Source organism: Legionella wadsworthii DSM 21896 = ATCC 33877, from assembly GCF_000701265.1.
Lineage (GTDB): Bacteria > Pseudomonadota > Gammaproteobacteria > Legionellales > Legionellaceae > Legionella > Legionella wadsworthii.
Window position 1 is genome coordinate 72,009 of the sequence record NZ_JNIA01000028.1, and the last position, 17,324, is coordinate 89,332.

The window sequence follows — 17,324 nt, forward strand, 5'->3', positions numbered from 1 at the left end:
TAATAGGAGATCTCATTTATAAAAATGTTTGTTTTAAACCATTTCCTGTAACGGGTTCTGTCATAAATGTCCTGTCCTCAATCACTTGAATCTTATCAAATTGCTCCTTCAAAATGGCGTGTATGTTTTGAGGTAAAGATAATGTTTCGTCATTATAGGAAAGTAATTGATAAATGTTTTCAAAATCTGTCTCTCGGATAACCAATGCAAGTTCCTCCAGGTATTCTTCTTTTAAAAGGCCTTTTCTGGCCATCTCTTCCAAACGTTGCATTAATAATTCATCGGGGGTTAATTTTTTAGTAATATCTTTTTCTGATTTTCTATATAAGGCATTCCACTTATTCGATTCAGGAGGTGAAATTTCTTCTTTTGAATAGGGCAACATGGAAATAACAGATTCTCTGGGTGCCTCCTTTTCTTTTCCTTTCAGGACATAGTCTTCATGGAGCCTTTCCACACGTTTTTGAAAATGGGCATGCATATTGCTAGGAATTTGTATAAATTTCGTTTCGTTTAATTTAAACTCAGTCTTAAATAACCTTCTTGCGTGCTCTGCTTGTTTTTCTGTTGTGACAATAATTCGTAGTGACAAACTATTGTCATCACGCCACATAAAGCTGGCATCAACACCAGAATCCAGGGCAGACTTCCCTTGATTGATGAATGCCACTACATTAGGAAGAGTAGCAAATTTATAGGTAGGTTTTATTAACAATCCATCCCTTTTCTCATGATATTTCTTTTCTGCCTGTTTCATTAACCGGGCAAATGCATCAGGTGCCATGACGCAGCTTAATCCAGCATCATCCTGCTTGCAAACAAGACCAAACTCTTCTTTTAATTGATTTGCAATATTTTTATCGGTTGTGGTCAAAGTAAAAGTCCCATTCTCTTCTTTTTTTAATTGGAAGGGAATTCTTCCACTTTGAGGATCTAAACGCATCCAATTCAAAAAGACGGCTCCATCTGGAGACATCACGGAGGCTGGAGAGAAATATTTCTCTAATTGATCGAGGCAATCTATTTCTTCTGCAGTCAATACACTACGTTTTTCAAAGGTATTTAATATATGCTGATTGCTCTTGCGGGCAGTTTCCTCCATTTCCTCGATAAATTCTAAATACCCGGAAAGCTCATCATAGGGTATGCCATGTTGCATCCCCATATCCAATAAATCCAGTTTTATTCGCGCAAAATATAAGTCAAAGTTGGATAGTTTACCGGAAACAATGGCGATGGTTTGGGTATCTATTAAAGAGCGTAATTTGCTGTCTTTGCCACTTTGTTCCCTTAGCCTTCCTAAGTCAATCAATAACTCTTCTGGAGTAGGCGTTTTGTCTTCAATTCGCTTCAACTCCTCTCTTAAACCAGGGTAGCTGTCCATTACTTCGTCATTGGGATTTTCACCAGTAATCATTTTTTTAAATAGATGGAAACCAAACATGCGCTCAGACAATGCTGTATCGTAGAAGACATTGTAATTTCGATACATAAAATGCCGGGCTACCCCAATAGTAGAGGAGCTTCTAAATAATGATGGTGCCCGGGCAAAAGTATCTTTAAATGAAAAATCGTCGCTTAGACTCGCTGCGACACCATCTCCTTCATAAGGTTTCCCATAATCAAAACCATAAAATGCTTCATCCGCAAAACCTTTATTTTGTGCATCTTTACCCATGCCATCCCTATCACCAATCCCTACACCAAAAATTAAATTTTTAGCAAGGCCCGGGATGTATTTAGAACGTTTCACAGAGGCTTTCTTATCCTCGACCAATACTCCGTTATAATCCGGTCCAGAACCGGCATATAAATACTTTGTGAGTTCTTCCAAACCATTTTTCCAACCGCAAGCTAACAAAGCGTGGACTTCGCCTTTGGCATTAGTCACCCAGGAAATTTCCTGTCTTTGATTTTGTGCGCTAAAAATTCCTGCAAAGCGTGTACCGACAAACTCCCTTATTGCTTCTTTATTTGCTTTAATTCGGTTTTTTTGTCCTTCTGCGTAATCCAGTTTATACATCCAGGCTTTTAATTCATTATTTTGAGACACAGCAGTTTTCACTTGAGTACATAACCATTGAACATCAGGATCCAGGGCTCCTTTAACATGAGGACCTTTAACATGAATCTGGATAAAAGTTGAAAAAAGCACTTGCCTGTCATGTAATTCTTTTTCGGGTGAGGCCAGTTTGGCAGCCAAATCCTGTAATTTTTTATTAGGCGCTTCCTTCAATATTTTCGCCAAGGCTACAAAAAATAAATCATCTAATTCAACTGCTCTAAATCCAGGCTCAACACCACTTGGCTTTTCTGCATAACAAAATTGGGTCGAACCAAACATACTTCCTAAGCGCGTTAATTCTTTACTGGAACGCAGTGTTTGCTGCCCAATCTTTTCTTTGTCTGCTTCTAATATATTTAATGAAGAACTAACTCTCGAATTTGACTCAGGTTGTGATCCTATTGTTGGAGCACTGATAGAAATATGGTCTACTTGGGTTGATCGTTTGCTAATGGGTGGCAATAAACTTTCTTTTTCGGGACTTTTCACAGTGAATGTATCCAGAATACGCATCATTAATCCTTCGGGTAGGATATGGTACGCAGATTCTTCATTAAGTAAAACACCAAAGTTTTCAACGCAGAAATTTTTAAGAAAGAGGCCTAATTTACTTTTTGAACCACCGAAAGATTTACAAATAAAAGCATATTCGCTTTCAAAAACATCAAGGAGAGCAAAGATTTTTTCATTTTTGGATAAGTCACTTTCGCGGATTTCCCTAATTCTATCATTTAATCTTTTGACACTTTCATATCGGGCGGTATCGACCTTTATTCCTGAGAGTTTTTTTATAATTATCTCAAAATCGGCTGAAAAATCTTCCGTGATCATAGGTACATTTCGTTTATTGATTTTTAATTTTTTGGAGTACATGTCCTCTTCTCCTTGTTTGATGAGAGAAGCAAAATAAACAAATTGCTTTAAAATTTAATCTATATATCCACTATATTCCTTTAATGTTAAGAAACTATTAAGCAGTTTGTGAAAATATTGCAAAGACATATTGCAGTAATGCTAAAAATTAAAGTATAGTGTCAAAGATTGAAATATGGACATTTAGAGTTTTTTTTGCCTACCTATTAAACACAGCTTAAGCACGAATGTCCCACTTAAATTTGATGGATTTCAGTAAGGAAACCACTTATGACTCACGAAGGAAAAGATAAGAAAACTCAACTTTTTACTTTATTTCCTGTGATGCAACAAAACGGGCGAGTTGTCTATTATGCTTCTGATTTTTCTGAAAAATTTGGCGGGTCTGTTTATAAAGGATTTCCCTGTATATTGAAAGCTGAATCGTCTGATCTCAAACCAAGGCATATTACAAAAGAAGAACTTGTACTTGATGAATCAAAACCTGTGTCGATAAAGCTTTATGATGAAAAACAGCATCCCTCAGCGTTTCAGCATTATGCTTCAGAGAAAGCAGTTCTCAAAATAGAAGGTAAAGACGTACTCATCATGGATTTTATAGATGGTTTTCATATTTATCCTGATTTGCGGGACAATCCTGAACTCAATCAATTCACTTTTTTACAAGCCGTCGAAGTAGCTTGGCAGTTCGTTCTCAAACTCAATCATCTTCATTACAATAACACCAGTGGTCCTCCTATCGTCCACGGTGATATCACCGGGATGAATATCAAAATAAAAATGAATGTTATTGAAGATTCAAAAGGAAAAAAATATGCCCTTGAAGCTTCTTATCTAGATTTAGATTATGCAAAACCAATTACTGATATTCCGCAAAAACCTCAGGGAACCCCTGAACATATTGCCCTGGAAATATTAAATGGCGATTATTCTGAATCCAGTGATTTTTTTGCTTTGAGCCCTCTTTTATTGAGCATCTTTGGAGCACAGAATCCCTTTAAAAAAATTATTGAATTTAGAAATAAACACCCCCACATGAAACCTGCTGAGTTGGTAAGGACTTTTCGAACTTTTAGTTTTTGCGCTGATGGACTCTTTGATCATTTTAAGGAAAAACCCAATGATTTCATTTGTGGATTAATCAAAAAATTTATTTTACAAATGGGAGAAAATAATAAGACTGATAGACCTACACCCAACGCAATACTCGAATTTTTTACAGCATTGAGGCAACTGACTTTACTGGATACCTTTAATGAATCCTCAGAAGAGAAGGACTGGTATGTTTTGCGTTTATGTATCGCAGCCAAAGATGAGCATTATTTATTTAATAAGACCTACCTCTCGATTTTTTTCAATATGGAGGAGAATTTACAGGAACGGTTAATTAATTTAATGAGTCCCAGTCAATGCATTCTTCTTTATGATGCAGCCAAAATAAATAAAGGCCCATGCTCACTTTTGCATCTCTTAAGGAAAAATATTGCGGTTCACCTCATGCAACAAATCCCCTCCTTAAAAGCATCCACTTGGCCTAGGTCTCTTTTTTCTCCATCGATAACAGCACAAGACATACTCTGGCTGATTACTTGTTTTGATCAAAATAACTCTTCCCTGTTTTACTCAGTAGAACATGAAAATACACGAAAAAGTTTACTGAATTGCCGTGAAAAAAAATGGGGTCCCTTCATTTCAGTTCTGGCAGAAGGATTTAAGAGGCCTACAGGTTGTCCTTACTTTGTCTCACATTTAAGTACCAGCCCTAGAATGTAGATCGCAGTTTATATTTAATTCCAAAGCAGGTATGAGGAAATTTGGATGGATATTATTCATGACTGCTGATTAATCAAAAGATGAAGGCTTATTGGCGGTTTCTTCTGATTCTTGAGTGACTGGATTTTCAACCACAGTTTCAGATGGGCATTCACCTTCATTTTTTAAATACTCAGGATGAGTAACCGATGGATCTACAGTAGCTTTTCTTTTTCTGGAGACATCTGCTTTATTGAGAACGCCTAAGTCGCTTTGAGACAAATTCGGCAGGATTATTTTTTTTCTCCAGTCAAAAACGTTCGTGCTTAGATCCCTTTTTAAACCATCGGAAATTTCAAAAAGAGGAAAATTCTCTGAAACCTTTTTACAATGGCCTTCAAAGGCATTGCAACACCATTTATTCCCCAAGTCCATCATTAAATATTCTGAAAATTCATCTTGTAATTGCTCAAGCCTTTGTTCTTCTGACTTTGCAAACCAAAATTCTAATGACTTTTTATCTTTTTCAAATTCAGGAGGATAAAAACCAAACTTATTGTACACGGTAAGCGATGCAGCTGTGGGACTTACTGTCATATGAGTCTGTCTGCTATTTACCAAAAAATTCAGACCATGTACCATCAGTAAATTGGAAAGACCTTTGCGTCGATAGCTTTCACTAACAAATAAACTATATAACTGCGATAAAGTTTCTGAATTTTGATGCAACCTTATTTCAATAAAGCCTATTACTTTTTTATTATCCCGTAAAACAAGCATCACATCACATCTCTTGTAATCTTTTTGTAACATTTTTCCACGACCATTAATTAATGAGATGGTTTGCTCTTCTAATACATCGCTTTTATCATCTTGAAAATATATTTCCGCCATCGCAGCTTCATGGCTAATATGATAAAAAAGCTCCGCTAAATCATCTTTATTTGGGTAATCAAGGACATAGCTTTCAAGGGAAGCGGAGATGACACTCCTTTCGAAATTTTTAATCATAAATGACTACCAATCATTAGCCAATAGATTAATTATAGAACTTTGTGGTTTAAATATAAACTCAACAATCATTAAATTCCGACTTATCCCAACAATTCTGAACTGATTAAAAATTTCTCGTTTTATAGGGATAATACGAACCCTTTTGGAAACAAAGTTTTCAAATGAACAAGTATCAAATTAATCTGGAATACGTATTCACCAGATTATTGATGCTTTAGTATATACTTTAATAAACCAGTCCATTTTTCTACTCATTTAAATCAGGGGAGCGCGGTGGAAAATAAACAACGGCCGTTTTCGTTCTGGTATGTTTTACTTTTATTCTGGGGCCTTATTCTCATTCAGAATTTTTTCTTCGCATCACATCCGGTTAATATTGCTTACAGCGATTTCATCAAACTGTTGAAAGCGGATAAAATCAACAATGTACTCCTTGATCAAGATTATATTACTGCAAATATAAAAACCGCGGGGATAGCAGCATTACTTCCTGAAGATAAATTGAAAGAAATAAAAGAATATGGCGGTAAAGAGCCTCAAATTACAACAGTCCGCATCAATGATCCCTCGTTAATACCCACCTTGGAAGCAGCGAAAGTACAATTCAATGGACAAGTTGAGAATAAATGGCTGACTATGATTCTTTCCTGGATTTTACCTGCGCTACTCATTTTTGCCTTGTGGGGTCTTTTAATTCGACGCATGGGATCAGCTGCGGGTGGCGTTTTGGATGTAGGAAAAAGTAAAGCAAAGATCTATATGGAAAAAGAGACTCATGTCTCTTTTGAGGATGTTGCCGGAGTCGATGAAGCCAAAACTGAACTGATTGAAGTAGTCGAATTTCTGAAGAACCCACAGCATTATACTCGCATCGGAGCACACATTCCCAAGGGCGTTCTCTTGGTGGGTCCACCAGGAACGGGAAAAACCTTACTTGCTCGTGCTGTAGCCGGCGAAGCGGGTGTACCCTTTTTTTCAATTAATGGTTCTGAGTTCGTTGAAATGTTTGTTGGTGTGGGCGCTGCACGCGTTCGTGATCTGTTCACTAATGCCCGACAAACAGCCCCATCCATTATATTTATTGATGAGCTAGACGCTTTGGGTAGAGCGAGAGGTGCTTATCCAGTAGGCGGTGGCCATGACGAAAAAGAACAAACATTAAATCAATTGCTCTCTGAGATGGATGGATTTGATCCAAGCGAAGGATTGATTCTTTTAGCAGCGACAAACCGTCCAGAAATACTGGATCCGGCATTATTGCGTGCAGGGCGGTTTGATAGGCACATACTCGTCGACCGGCCCGACAAAAGAGGGCGTGTGGAAATTTTAGATGTCCATCTCAAGAAAATTAAAAAAGCGCCCGATATTGATTCAGAAAAAATAGCTGCTCTAACTCCTGGTTTTTCAGGCGCGGATTTAGCAAATCTCGTGAATGAGGCTGCTTTGTTTGCAATTCGACATCATGCGGATTCTGTCAGCATGGATGACTTTACCAATGCGGTTGAACGTATCGTGGCAGGATTGGAAAAAAAGAACCGTTTGCTCAATTTAGAAGAACGTAAAGCAGTAGCTTATCATGAGATGGGCCATACTTTGGTCGCACTTTCCTTATCGCATGCCGATCAGGTGCATAAAGTTTCCATTATACCACGAGGTATTGGTAGTTTAGGTTATACCATTCAACGCCCTACTGAAGATCGTTATCTTATGACTGAGGATGAATTAAAGAATAAAATGAGAATTTTGCTTGGGGGCAGAGCAGCTGAATTTGTGAAATTCGAAAGATTTTCTACGGGAGCAGCAGATGATTTAGCCAAAGCAACCGATATTGCACGCAGTATGGTGATGCGGTATGGGATGGATAAAGAACTTGGGCCCGTAACCTACGAGAAAGAACACTCCCCTTTTTTAGAGACTCCAATCATGCACAATGATCGGGAGTTCAGTGAGGAAACTGCATCGGAAATTGATATTGCAGTCCGGAAAATCATTCAAACTGCATTTGATGATGCCGTCGATATTATAAAAAAACAGGTAGATATTTTGGAGAAAGGTGCCAGTTTGTTATTAAAAAAAGAAACTCTCAATGAAGAAGATCTCATTGCATTAAACATCAGACAAATTATGTAATTGGTTTTTTCTATACATGAGAAAATTTCTCTTGCTTAATAGGATGCAAGGCACTGGTTCTATCAAAATGAATAATTCCATCAAATTGATAAGGCAAATGAGTAAAGAAATAATGGCTCCAACGCTCTGTATCTGGAAGATAAACCACACCAATTGCCCGTTGTAACCTGGGAATATTTAAATAATGCTCCAATTTCTCAGTATCTAATAAATTCAGAAAGAAATTCTTATGGTTTAGCAAATGGAATAATTCTTCAAAACTTCCTTGCATACCCGGATTTATTTGCTTTTCTTCTCCTGCTTTTCCCCAATCGGAAGCGGCCATGACCGTTCCTTCATAAGTAGAAAAACCAAGTGAATAAGCATGCTGGTTATATTCTTCTCGAACCAATTGACCTAAATTAAACTCCTTGCGCTCACCCATCTCCGTTGCACGTGCATCCCCAACATGAGAATTATGTGCCCAAAGGATCATTTTGGCGGGTTTTTTAAATCGAGTTTCTAATTGCTCTGCAAGTACATTAACTGTTTCTGCCATATGGCTGTCCCGTATATTCCATGTAGAAACCCGCCCTTCGAGCATTGATCGGTAATAATTTTCGGCATTTTTAACCAAACGGGCATTCTGTGTCGCAAAAAAATACTCATCTTCTGCTGCCATTCCATTATGATGCAGGTATTCGAATGCCCGATGTTGTAATTCAACCAGCTGGCCTACAGCCTCTTGGATACAAGTCTTTTTGATTCCAGCTTTAACTAAGTAACCATACATTTCAGGTTGCTGGTTTAAATGATCAAAGCATGCATAACGCTGTTTGGCACGTTGCGCTGCCTCTGGATCAATTTTCATCAAGAAATTAATGACCGCATGCATCGAAGAATTTAAACTGTACAAGTCAAGTCCATAAAATCCAATTTTCTGTGCTGCAGGTAAATGGTCATTGTACTGGCGCAACCAGTGAAGGAAAGGAGGAAGCGTTGTATTACACCACATCCATGTGGGAAACCTTTGAAACGAGCTCAAAGATCGCTCGCTGTGGTTTGCATCCCCTTCTCCTTGCAAATATCGATGCACACGATGTGCGTCTGGCCAATCACCTTCTATGGCAATGGCCATAAAACCTTGCTCTTTAATAAGTCGTTCGGAGATTTTAATACGGGCCTGGTAAAATTCATGAGTTCCATGGGATGCTTCACCAAGCATCACAATCCGTGCATTGCCGATTTGCTTGATTACTGAATCGTAATTTTCTTCCTGAGATTTAAGGGGGACAATTTTGCCATTGAGCCCCTCTATTAATTTGTTTAAAGCATCTTCTTTCATAAAAGCCTCCCTGAACGAAAGCCTATCCAGTGCAATATTGATCAAACCATTTCCTGGCTAATGTCGAGACTTCATTTAGTTTTCCAGGCTCTTCAAACAAATGGGTTGCCCCAGGTATTATTTCTAATCGGGTGATACAATTCATTTGAGAAATTGCTTGTTCGTTTAGTTCTATTACCGCTTCATCATTACCGCCAACAATGAGTAAGGTAGGTGTTTTTACCTGGGGTAAGTAGTTTCCAGCCAAATCCGGTCTACCACCACGAGAAACAATGGCATGTACCAAGTGAGGTACCTGAGCTGCCGCGACGAGCGCTGCACCACCACCGGTACTTGAGCCAAATAATCCTATAGGATATTGATAGGCCGCAAATTCTTTAGTACACCAGTGAATGACATCGACAAGTCGAGAGGCTAATAAGTGAAGATCAAAACGAAATTCGCGAGTGACATTATCGATAATCTCCTCCTGTGAGGTAAGCAGATCAAAGAGCAAAGTGGCATAATGACCTTCATTTAATGTACTGGCCACATATTGATTACGACTGCTGAAGCGGCTGCTTCCGCTTCCATGGACAAAGATAACCATTCCTTTCACTTTTTCAGGAATAAATAAAAAACCATTAAGAAATACATTTTTACTAGGGATGGTTACGGGATGTTCAATTTCTTCAATATAGGTATTCATGAGCATTCCTTTTTCCTGAATCCATCATTCTTCAAATTATAGACTTATTATTGATCAGTATAACTATATATTGACCATTCTTTGAAATGTAAAGAAACTTGATTTCGGTTCATAATTCGCATTATTGTATAAAAAAAAAAGATTCTATATGATTAGATTGCCTAAAAGGATATTTATTTTATTTAAAAAAGAACCACTTAGGGACAAGAAATTAACATGGGCAAAAATAATAAGCAGATAGTTTCAAATGGGGACAATCATCATTTTGGGATTCCTGAAGGATTGGTTTCACGAAGAAAAGATGAAGTCATTGCCCAAAAAAAAATGGCGAATTTAAAGGCTACCAACACCAATAACACACACTGTCCTACTCCTAATCAAGCCAAACCATTAACGCATCTCACCAAATCAAGGCCGAAAATTGCTCATAGAAAACCATCACGTGCGCTACACCATTTAAGTACATCCGAAGCTGGTTTCTTTTCAAAAATTGAAAAAATGGTTCATGAGTCCTCTAATCCAGAGTGGCTTAAAGTAATACAGTGTTGTATTTCTGAGGCATGGAGGCATTATAAAAACTACTATGTGCGGGGTATAAATACCCGTCAACCCAATGGATGGCTCAGTTGGTGGCGCCACGGTAACGAGGGACAAGAAAGAGCCGAAATATTTAAGAAGGAAGTTGAAGCGATCAATAATTTGGATCAATTAATGAAATACATAGGACTTTTTTTCGAGGATCCTGACATTCGGTTTGAAAACCATTCTTTTGCCTCTTATTTATTTGAAGAGTTTAACCGCCTGTTAAGAGGCCCTGAGTATCAATTTAAAGAAGACACCATTTATTGTAAAAACGATTGGTATCAGATATCGGAACAATTAAAAATGATGGCCGAAAAAGAGTGCCTAAAGCACTCTAGCGATCTCAGCTCAACCTATTTGGGTTACCATGCAAAATAAAAATGTTTGGACATTGAATACGCCTATTGACAGCTTCTTCTTTGACTGTGATGGAACACTTTCCCTTATAGAAGGAATAAATGAATTAGCCTCCATGAATGGGGTTGCCGAACAGGTACATCAAATTACAGAACGATGTATGGGAAAAACCGGCATGACGCTTCAGGACTATTCCCAACGCTTGGCCTACGTGCAGCCTCACTGCAAACAAATAGAAGAGCTGGCAAATTCATATATAGATCATATCGCTCCAGGAGCGCGGGAACTCATTCAGTTATTGCATTTTTTGCATAAAAAAATCTATATTATCTCAGCTGGAATTAAAATGGCATTAATCCCCTTAGCGCATACTCTTGGAATTCCCTCAGAAAACGTGTTCGCCGTAGATGTATATTTTAATGAGCAAGGTAATTACGAAGGCTTCGATATAACAAGCAACATGACAAAAGGCAATGGCAAAACAGAACAAATTGCCTCTATGATGAAACCAGGTGAACGATCCGTATTGGTCGGTGATGGCGTAAGCGATTGGGAAGCTCGAGAAACAGTCACTCGATTTATTGGCTTCGCAGGGCTAAATCCCAAGGAATGGGTGAAAAAACACTCCAGTTTTTACATTACCAATACAAGCTTTTATTCAATAATCCCTTTAAGCTTAACTCCTGATGAGTTGAAACAGTTACCCACAAAATATTATGCTTATTATGAGCAAGGAATTACAGATATCGATAATTCTGTTGTTTTAATCAAGGGAGATGAGCATGTTCACCATTCAAATTCTTGACAATATATCGCCCCAGGGTTTAAAACTGTTTCATCCGGACCTCTATCAGTTAGGCCTTAATCCTCCTAATCCCGATGTGATCTTAGTCCGTTCCTATAAATTACATGACCATCCATTCCCAAAGGGTTTAAGAGCAGTAGCACGAGCAGGTACAGGGATTGATAACATTCCTGTTGATACACTGACCAGCATGGGAGTTCCTATCTTTTATGCACCTGGAGCAAATGCCAATGCAGTCAAAGAATTGGTGATGGCCGCGATGATCATGGGATACAGACATTTGGATGAAACCCGTTCCTTTATCACAGAATTATCTAAAGAGGACAGCCAACAATTTCACCAGGAAATTGAGACGAAAAAAAAGAGATTTGTAGGGCATGAAATTTCAGGCAAGACATTAGGCGTTATTGGGTTAGGTTACATAGGTGTTAAAGTAGCTAATGCCGGGCTTGCCCTAGGAATGAAGGTCTTAGGTTTTGACCCCAACATGACCCTGACAAATGCTTTGGCTTTAATGCCTGGTGTCGAAAAAGTCATGGATATGAATATCTTACTGGCTCACTCAGATATTATAACGCTCCATATCCCATTAAATGCCTCAACCACGAATTTAATCAATGAGGAAAATATTACCCAGGTGAAACCTCATACATTATTACTCAACTTTTCCCGAGAAAAAGTAGTCAGTGAAGCAGCTGTATTGCAACAATTAAATAAACAGGAAATTATGGGGTACATTACTGATTTCCCAACCCTCAAATTAGCGGGTCATCCTAATGTTTTGTGCTTTCCTCATTTGGGGGCGAGTACTCAAGAAGCTGAGCAGACTGCCGCAGAAATGGTCATTCGCAATATTTGTAATTATCTGGAAGATGGAATTATTGAGTACTCAGTCAATTTCCCTAATATCTCTCTTTCTTCGACTCCAATTGTAAACTGCTATAGACTTTTGATAATCAATAAAAATACACCGGGTGCGATGGGGAAAATAACTCAAGGTATATCCAAATTTAAATATAATATTGAGCAAATGGAAAATAAATCACGAGGAGATATCGCCGTGAACATCATAGACATATGCGGCGATAAAGAGCTATTACCGCAACTTTGTGATCAATTAAAACGCATTTCGAGTCTCATAGATGTCCGTCTGGTGTCGCATCTACAAAAAAGATAATTCCATATTTTTTTACCAAAAAATAAGAAAGAACCCAATTCTTCGCTTAGGTCTGTTTCTCTCAGGAAGGCACTCCATTTCTCCTATAGTCTTTTATTTTAAATAAACGGGTAAGAGCTGACATTCTCAACAAAATCGAGATATAATATGTCAAATTTTTATACAAACAAAAGGTTTCTCGATGTTTGGTCTGAATGATAAGGTCGGTCAATCGTTTTTTAAAACAGCAAACGCAGACGAGCTTTTTGTGACGAGCCGTTTTTTTACCTTACAGGGTGAGGGTCCTTTTCGAGGCCAACCAGCTTATTTTATTCGATTGGCAAAATGCAATCTGGCCTGTTCTTTTTGTGATACTTATTTTGATGCGGGGGAATGGAGAAGTTTTACTTCTTTACTTGACGAGTCGGAACAAGTCATCTCTGCCTTTTTTCAAAGCCGCAATCTCCCTGTTCCTTCATGGGCACAAGGTTTCTCCAAGAAAATAGTCCTGGTGATAACAGGAGGAGAACCCTTATTACAACGAAATTTATCGGTATTTTTAGAAAAAGCCAAGCCATATTTCCAAATGATACAAATTGAATCGAATGGTACCTCCATTCTTAATGACCTCCCGCAGAGCACCACATTGGTGGTGAGTCCAAAATGTCTTGAAAAAAATGGAAAAGCAATTCGTTATCTAAAGCCACATTTAAAAATGCTTGAACGCGCTGATTATTTAAAATTTGTCCTATCGGCTCCTGAGGAACATCGCTATACACCCTATAGCGCGATCCCCGAATGGGCCCATGAATGGGCAGAAAAAACAAACAAACAAGTGTTTGTTAGCCCCATGAATCGATATCAAAAAGAGCCTCAACAGGTCCTTTCAATGCGTGAAAAAGGAAATGAGCTTGGTTTAGCAGAGCGTTCTGAGATAAATGAAGTGGTTAGTTTTTGGGAACCCAACCTTTTAGATTTGAAAAAAAACCAGCGAAATCATGAATATGCAGCAGAATATTGCATGAAGTACGGATTTATACTGAATTTACAAATCCATTTGTTTGCAAGTTTACCTTAACCAAGATCCCGCTGTTTGGAATATCACAAACAAGCACCCTTCTTTTTTTCTAAAGTATCCTTAAACTCATTTAGCCACCGCTTACCATATCATGGCCACAACAAGTTGGGGATTTAATTTTGCCACATCCATGAGGGCATTTCGCGACTTGAACATTCCCTTTTTCGGTTTTAATTACATCACTAACCAGTTCAGAGTTGCATTTGGTACAGGTTAAATTTTTCACGCCCATTCCACATTTATGACATTTATATTCCATTTTATTTTCTCCTTATCATCCTAAAGTACTTTCAAATATAGGCATAAATGATCAACTTGTAAAATATTTGCCATTTTAATCCTCTTTTAATCCTAAGCAGTGAGCTAAATGTAATAAGCACGAATATCACCTACGGTTTGTTCTCGCGCTTATAATTCCAAAAACCTCACTTGAGAATGTCTGAAAGCTTACTTTCATCATTCTTTAGCACCAACTCCATCATACGGTTTAGTTCGAAAGCTATTTGATCTTTACATTGTTTGGTTAAAGGTCCATTAATCGAAAGCCGATAGTCGCCATATTGATCATTATTTAAAAACAGCCACAAAGATTGATTTCCTATAGGACGATCAAAATTGCCATAGTGATTCGGAATACTGGCTTCAAGGTTTTCAAAATTCATGTCTTTAATCCCTTTGTTAAACGAGTTTGGGGTCAGATTAATGACAACATTTAAATTGACGGGGGGCAGCAATGGCAAATTGAGTTTTAAAAATTTATTAAGGTAATATTTGGCTGAAATCTCAAGCTGAGTCCATCGTATTCGGCTCATACTTCTGAGTTGATAATCCACAACAAGCGAATTTTGTTTACTCTTTTTAAAATACTTTGAGAGCGTCATTTTATTGTAAATATAAGTGAAGTATTGACCTGGTGATAACTGAAACTCTTTAAATCCCACGCTTTTGATCGTATGAGGACACTTCTGATAAGGTGCCGTGATGAGGAGCTGCTCCTCAATAGACTTAAGGAAGTCAATAAAATGATATTCCTCATTTAAGGTAATATTGATCATTTTATTTTCCATAAATAAACCAACAACCGAACGGAAATGGCTTCCCTCTCTCCCACTATGGAGTATGGTTATGGGTATTTTCTTTTGGCTGCTGATTTTATAAAAAACCATTTGAAATACAGCAATGAAGCCCGTGCTTACATTAATATTCTTGGACTTGTGCCAATCCTTAAATTGTTCGATCAATATCGCGTTCATGGGGTAGTGGAAGATATTTTGAGGTTGATTGGCCGCATCAGGCAAGTGATTCTCGCGTCCAAAATTTAACTTTGGAAAATTTTTATTATATTTTTGCCAAAATTTAATTTTAATTTTTAAATCTTTTTCATAATGTAAATTGTTTTGTTTTACAAAATCAAAATAGGTATATTGTTCCGTTTGAGGGATAAGTTTTTTTCCATGCATCAGGGTTTCATAATTTTTTTTCACATGATCAAAGAACATTCGATACGAAGCGGCATCAATGATTATATGAGGAATTATCATATGTAATTCATGCAAATTATGACTCAATTTATAGAGATAAACTCTGATTAATGGGGGTTCTGTTAGAGGGATTATTTGAAAAATGTTGTCATAAAAGGTTTCATTCAATGTCTCTTGATCATAATTTAATGAAATATCTTCATATATTATTTTGAATGGTCCCTTTTCTCTTAGAGTTTGAACCGGAGCCTTTTCATCAAAGCTTGTCCAAAAAACATTATGCTGCTGAATCGCAGCATCGAAAGACTGCTCCAAATATTCTCTATTGAGGTTACCGTGAAACTGTAATTGAGTACCGCAGTTGAAACTAAGTCCTAAATGATTCCACATCCAAAATACATATTGTGCATCACATAAAGCAATTTCTTCGCTGGTATTTGGGTCAGCGAAGGATTCAACCTTATTTTCAAAAACATGTTCTAATTCATTTGCGATATTCTTTGCAATTTTGTCAACCCTTGGCTCATTAATAAAATACTCTATAGGCAAGCTAAGCGTGGGACAACCTAATTTATCATGAATACGATTTCTTAATTCCAATGCCATCAGTGAATCCATTCCCATTGCGAATAAATCATCTTCCATTCCAAGCTGTTTACTGTCTTTGAGACCTAAAATATGTGCAGCAATCTCGCGAAATTCTTGGCTTAATAAATGAACGCGTTCCTTATCTTTATGTTGTTGTAGCAGAGCGAAAAAGAGTTTATCCGAAGAGGCTTCTTTTTGAATGAGGGTTGAAAACTCCATTTGTTTGGGCGTGTTTTTAAAATAAACATCCCAATCCATAGGGCATAATACAATTTGAGGTAAATGGCTTTGCAATAGAACATCCAACACATCAATGCTTTCTGGATCCAAAGGAATCAAACCGCGGCGTTGTAATGATTCTATATTTTTTGCAGCCATTCCTGTCGTATGAAAGGCCCCCCAATTTATCGCCAATGCAGGCAAACCTTGCTGATGCCTTAAATGGGCCAAGCCATCTAAAAATCCGTTCGCCGCCACATAGTTTGACTGACCCCTGGAACCTAGAATCGATGCGGATGAGGAAAACAAGACAAATAAATCCAGGTGCAGGCTTTTGGTGAGTTGATGCAGGGTAAGTGCACTTTGCATTTTTGCATGCAATACTTCTTCAATATCCTTATCGCATAAATTGACAAGAAGCTCATCACGTAGAACTCCGGCAAGATGAAAAACGCCTCTTAAAGGATTAGCGCCCTGCTCGATGTCACTGATTATCTTTTCCATACCCTGCAAGTGGCTCGCATCACAAGAATAATGTTTTATAGAAATGTGCTTTCTGCGTGCGTTCTCAATCAACTCCTTAGTATCTTGGGAACATTCCGAACGGCTGGTAATCACAAGATGTTTTGCACCTCTACGAATGAGGTAATCTATTAAAGGTTTTGCCAAACCACCTGTACCTCCTGTGATGAGATAACTTGCTTCTCTATCAAATAACACCTCATCAAGGGGGGTGGGAAGCTGTTCTTTATTAAGCCTCGGTACATAAATGGAGTCCCTCACTGCAAATTGTGTTTCAGCGCTGGTATTATGCAACAGATAACGCAACAACTCATTTAAACTGCTTCGTGAGTCTAAATCTATGGAATAATTTTTATCGAATTCCAGCTCATTTCTAAAACTTTTCCAAAAAGTACTCGCCATGGTGTGGTAAGGGTTTACCTCATCCGAGGCATACTTGTCATGGACGGCATAGGCATTTTCGGTAACCAACATAAAAGAGGCAGGTGTTTTTTTAAACATTCTTTGGCACCAATGAAACAGCTCATTGAATTGGTCTTGTTCATAAAGAAACAGGATGTTTTTATCGGATACATCCTCTAATTGGCTTATATCTTTAACCAGCTGATATTCAAATGTGCCCAAAATCCTCTTTGCCCGGGCTTCGTCTTTTGCAATGACCCAAAGCTGAGGCAATTGTGCGGTACTGGG

12 protein-coding genes are annotated in these 17,324 nt (G+C 37.9%); 6 read left to right on the forward strand and 6 right to left on the reverse strand.

Going from position 1 to position 17,324, the window contains the following annotated elements; genetic code table 11:
• Nucleotides 1–16 precede the first annotated feature (16 nt).
• Complete coding sequence (locus tag BU07_RS0105670) at nucleotides 17–2,938, reverse strand: hypothetical protein (protein WP_031564128.1); 2,922 nt, start codon at nucleotides 2,936–2,938, stop codon at nucleotides 17–19.
• A 270-nt stretch (nucleotides 2,939–3,208) separates the two neighbouring features.
• On the opposite strand from BU07_RS0105670, the gene BU07_RS0105675 reads away from it, so the two are divergent.
• The gene (locus tag BU07_RS0105675) at nucleotides 3,209–4,711 is read left to right on the forward strand and encodes a protein kinase family protein (RefSeq protein ID WP_031564129.1); all 1,503 of its coding nucleotides are present in this window, start codon (nucleotides 3,209–3,211) and stop codon (nucleotides 4,709–4,711) included.
• 69 nt (nucleotides 4,712–4,780) lie between these two features.
• On the opposite strand, the gene BU07_RS0105680 is transcribed toward BU07_RS0105675, so the two are convergent.
• Nucleotides 4,781–5,701 (reverse strand): GNAT family N-acetyltransferase, encoded by a 921-nt coding sequence (locus BU07_RS0105680; protein ID WP_051635488.1) that lies wholly within the window; start codon nucleotides 5,699–5,701, stop codon nucleotides 4,781–4,783.
• 276 nt (nucleotides 5,702–5,977) lie between these two features.
• On the opposite strand from BU07_RS0105680, the gene ftsH reads away from it, so the two are divergent.
• A complete protein-coding gene (ftsH, locus tag BU07_RS0105685) occupies nucleotides 5,978–7,834 on the forward strand; it encodes an ATP-dependent zinc metalloprotease FtsH (protein ID WP_031564131.1) in 1,857 nt (618 codons plus the stop codon).
• A 10-nt stretch (nucleotides 7,835–7,844) separates the two neighbouring features.
• Here ftsH and BU07_RS0105690 read toward each other — a convergent pair whose 3' ends face one another.
• Nucleotides 7,845–9,158: an erythromycin esterase family protein gene (locus BU07_RS0105690; RefSeq protein WP_031564132.1), complete on the reverse strand. Its 1,314-nt coding sequence runs from the start codon at nucleotides 9,156–9,158 to the stop codon at nucleotides 7,845–7,847.
• A 22-nt stretch (nucleotides 9,159–9,180) separates the two neighbouring features.
• Nucleotides 9,181–9,846, reverse strand: a complete 666-nt coding sequence (locus BU07_RS0105695) for a dienelactone hydrolase family protein (protein ID WP_031564133.1) — start codon at nucleotides 9,844–9,846, stop codon at nucleotides 9,181–9,183.
• A gap of 216 nt (nucleotides 9,847–10,062) precedes the next feature.
• On the opposite strand from BU07_RS0105695, the gene BU07_RS0105700 reads away from it, so the two are divergent.
• The 4 genes from BU07_RS0105700 to BU07_RS0105715 all read left to right on the forward strand — a co-directional run bounded on the left by BU07_RS0105700 (nucleotide 10,063) and on the right by BU07_RS0105715 (nucleotide 13,824).
• A complete protein-coding gene (locus tag BU07_RS0105700; RefSeq protein ID WP_031564134.1) occupies nucleotides 10,063–10,806 on the forward strand; it encodes a hypothetical protein in 744 nt (247 codons plus the stop codon).
• Nucleotides 10,796–11,590: an HAD-IB family phosphatase gene (locus tag BU07_RS0105705; protein ID WP_031564135.1), complete on the forward strand. Its 795-nt coding sequence runs from the start codon at nucleotides 10,796–10,798 to the stop codon at nucleotides 11,588–11,590. The genes BU07_RS0105700 and BU07_RS0105705 overlap by 11 nt, the downstream gene beginning before the upstream one ends.
• Nucleotides 11,568–12,767, forward strand: a complete 1,200-nt coding sequence (locus BU07_RS0105710) for a 3-phosphoglycerate dehydrogenase family protein (RefSeq protein WP_031564136.1) — start codon at nucleotides 11,568–11,570, stop codon at nucleotides 12,765–12,767. The genes BU07_RS0105705 and BU07_RS0105710 overlap by 23 nt, the downstream gene beginning before the upstream one ends.
• Before the next feature lie 181 nt (nucleotides 12,768–12,948).
• On the forward strand, nucleotides 12,949–13,824 hold the full coding sequence (locus BU07_RS0105715) for a 7-carboxy-7-deazaguanine synthase QueE (protein ID WP_031564137.1): 876 nt from the start codon (nucleotides 12,949–12,951) through the stop codon (nucleotides 13,822–13,824).
• 70 nt (nucleotides 13,825–13,894) lie between these two features.
• On the opposite strand, the gene BU07_RS0105720 is transcribed toward BU07_RS0105715, so the two are convergent.
• Both BU07_RS0105720 and BU07_RS0105725 read right to left on the reverse strand, forming a co-directional pair.
• Nucleotides 13,895–14,083: a hypothetical protein gene (locus BU07_RS0105720; RefSeq protein ID WP_031564138.1), complete on the reverse strand. Its 189-nt coding sequence runs from the start codon at nucleotides 14,081–14,083 to the stop codon at nucleotides 13,895–13,897.
• 166 nt (nucleotides 14,084–14,249) lie between these two features.
• The coding region (locus tag BU07_RS0105725; RefSeq protein WP_031564139.1) for an SDR family NAD(P)-dependent oxidoreductase at nucleotides 14,250–17,324 on the reverse strand (3,075 nt) is incomplete at its 5' end.

Coding starts and splice junctions, on each gene's coding strand:
- BU07_RS0105670 (WP_031564128.1), bottom strand. CDS start 2,938: ATGTACTCCAAAAAATTAAAAATCAATAAACGAAATGTACCTATGATC.
- BU07_RS0105675 (WP_031564129.1), top strand. CDS start 3,209: ATGACTCACGAAGGAAAAGATAAGAAAACTCAACTTTTTACTTTATTT.
- BU07_RS0105680 (WP_051635488.1), bottom strand. CDS start 5,701: ATGATTAAAAATTTCGAAAGGAGTGTCATCTCCGCTTCCCTTGAAAGC.
- BU07_RS0105690 (WP_031564132.1), bottom strand. CDS start 9,158: ATGAAAGAAGATGCTTTAAACAAATTAATAGAGGGGCTCAATGGCAAA.
- BU07_RS0105695 (WP_031564133.1), bottom strand. CDS start 9,846: ATGAATACCTATATTGAAGAAATTGAACATCCCGTAACCATCCCTAGT.
- BU07_RS0105700 (WP_031564134.1), top strand. CDS start 10,063: ATGGGCAAAAATAATAAGCAGATAGTTTCAAATGGGGACAATCATCAT.
- BU07_RS0105705 (WP_031564135.1), top strand. CDS start 10,796: ATGCAAAATAAAAATGTTTGGACATTGAATACGCCTATTGACAGCTTC.
- BU07_RS0105710 (WP_031564136.1), top strand. CDS start 11,568: ATGTTCACCATTCAAATTCTTGACAATATATCGCCCCAGGGTTTAAAA.
- BU07_RS0105715 (WP_031564137.1), top strand. CDS start 12,949: ATGTTTGGTCTGAATGATAAGGTCGGTCAATCGTTTTTTAAAACAGCA.
- BU07_RS0105720 (WP_031564138.1), bottom strand. CDS start 14,083: ATGGAATATAAATGTCATAAATGTGGAATGGGCGTGAAAAATTTAACC.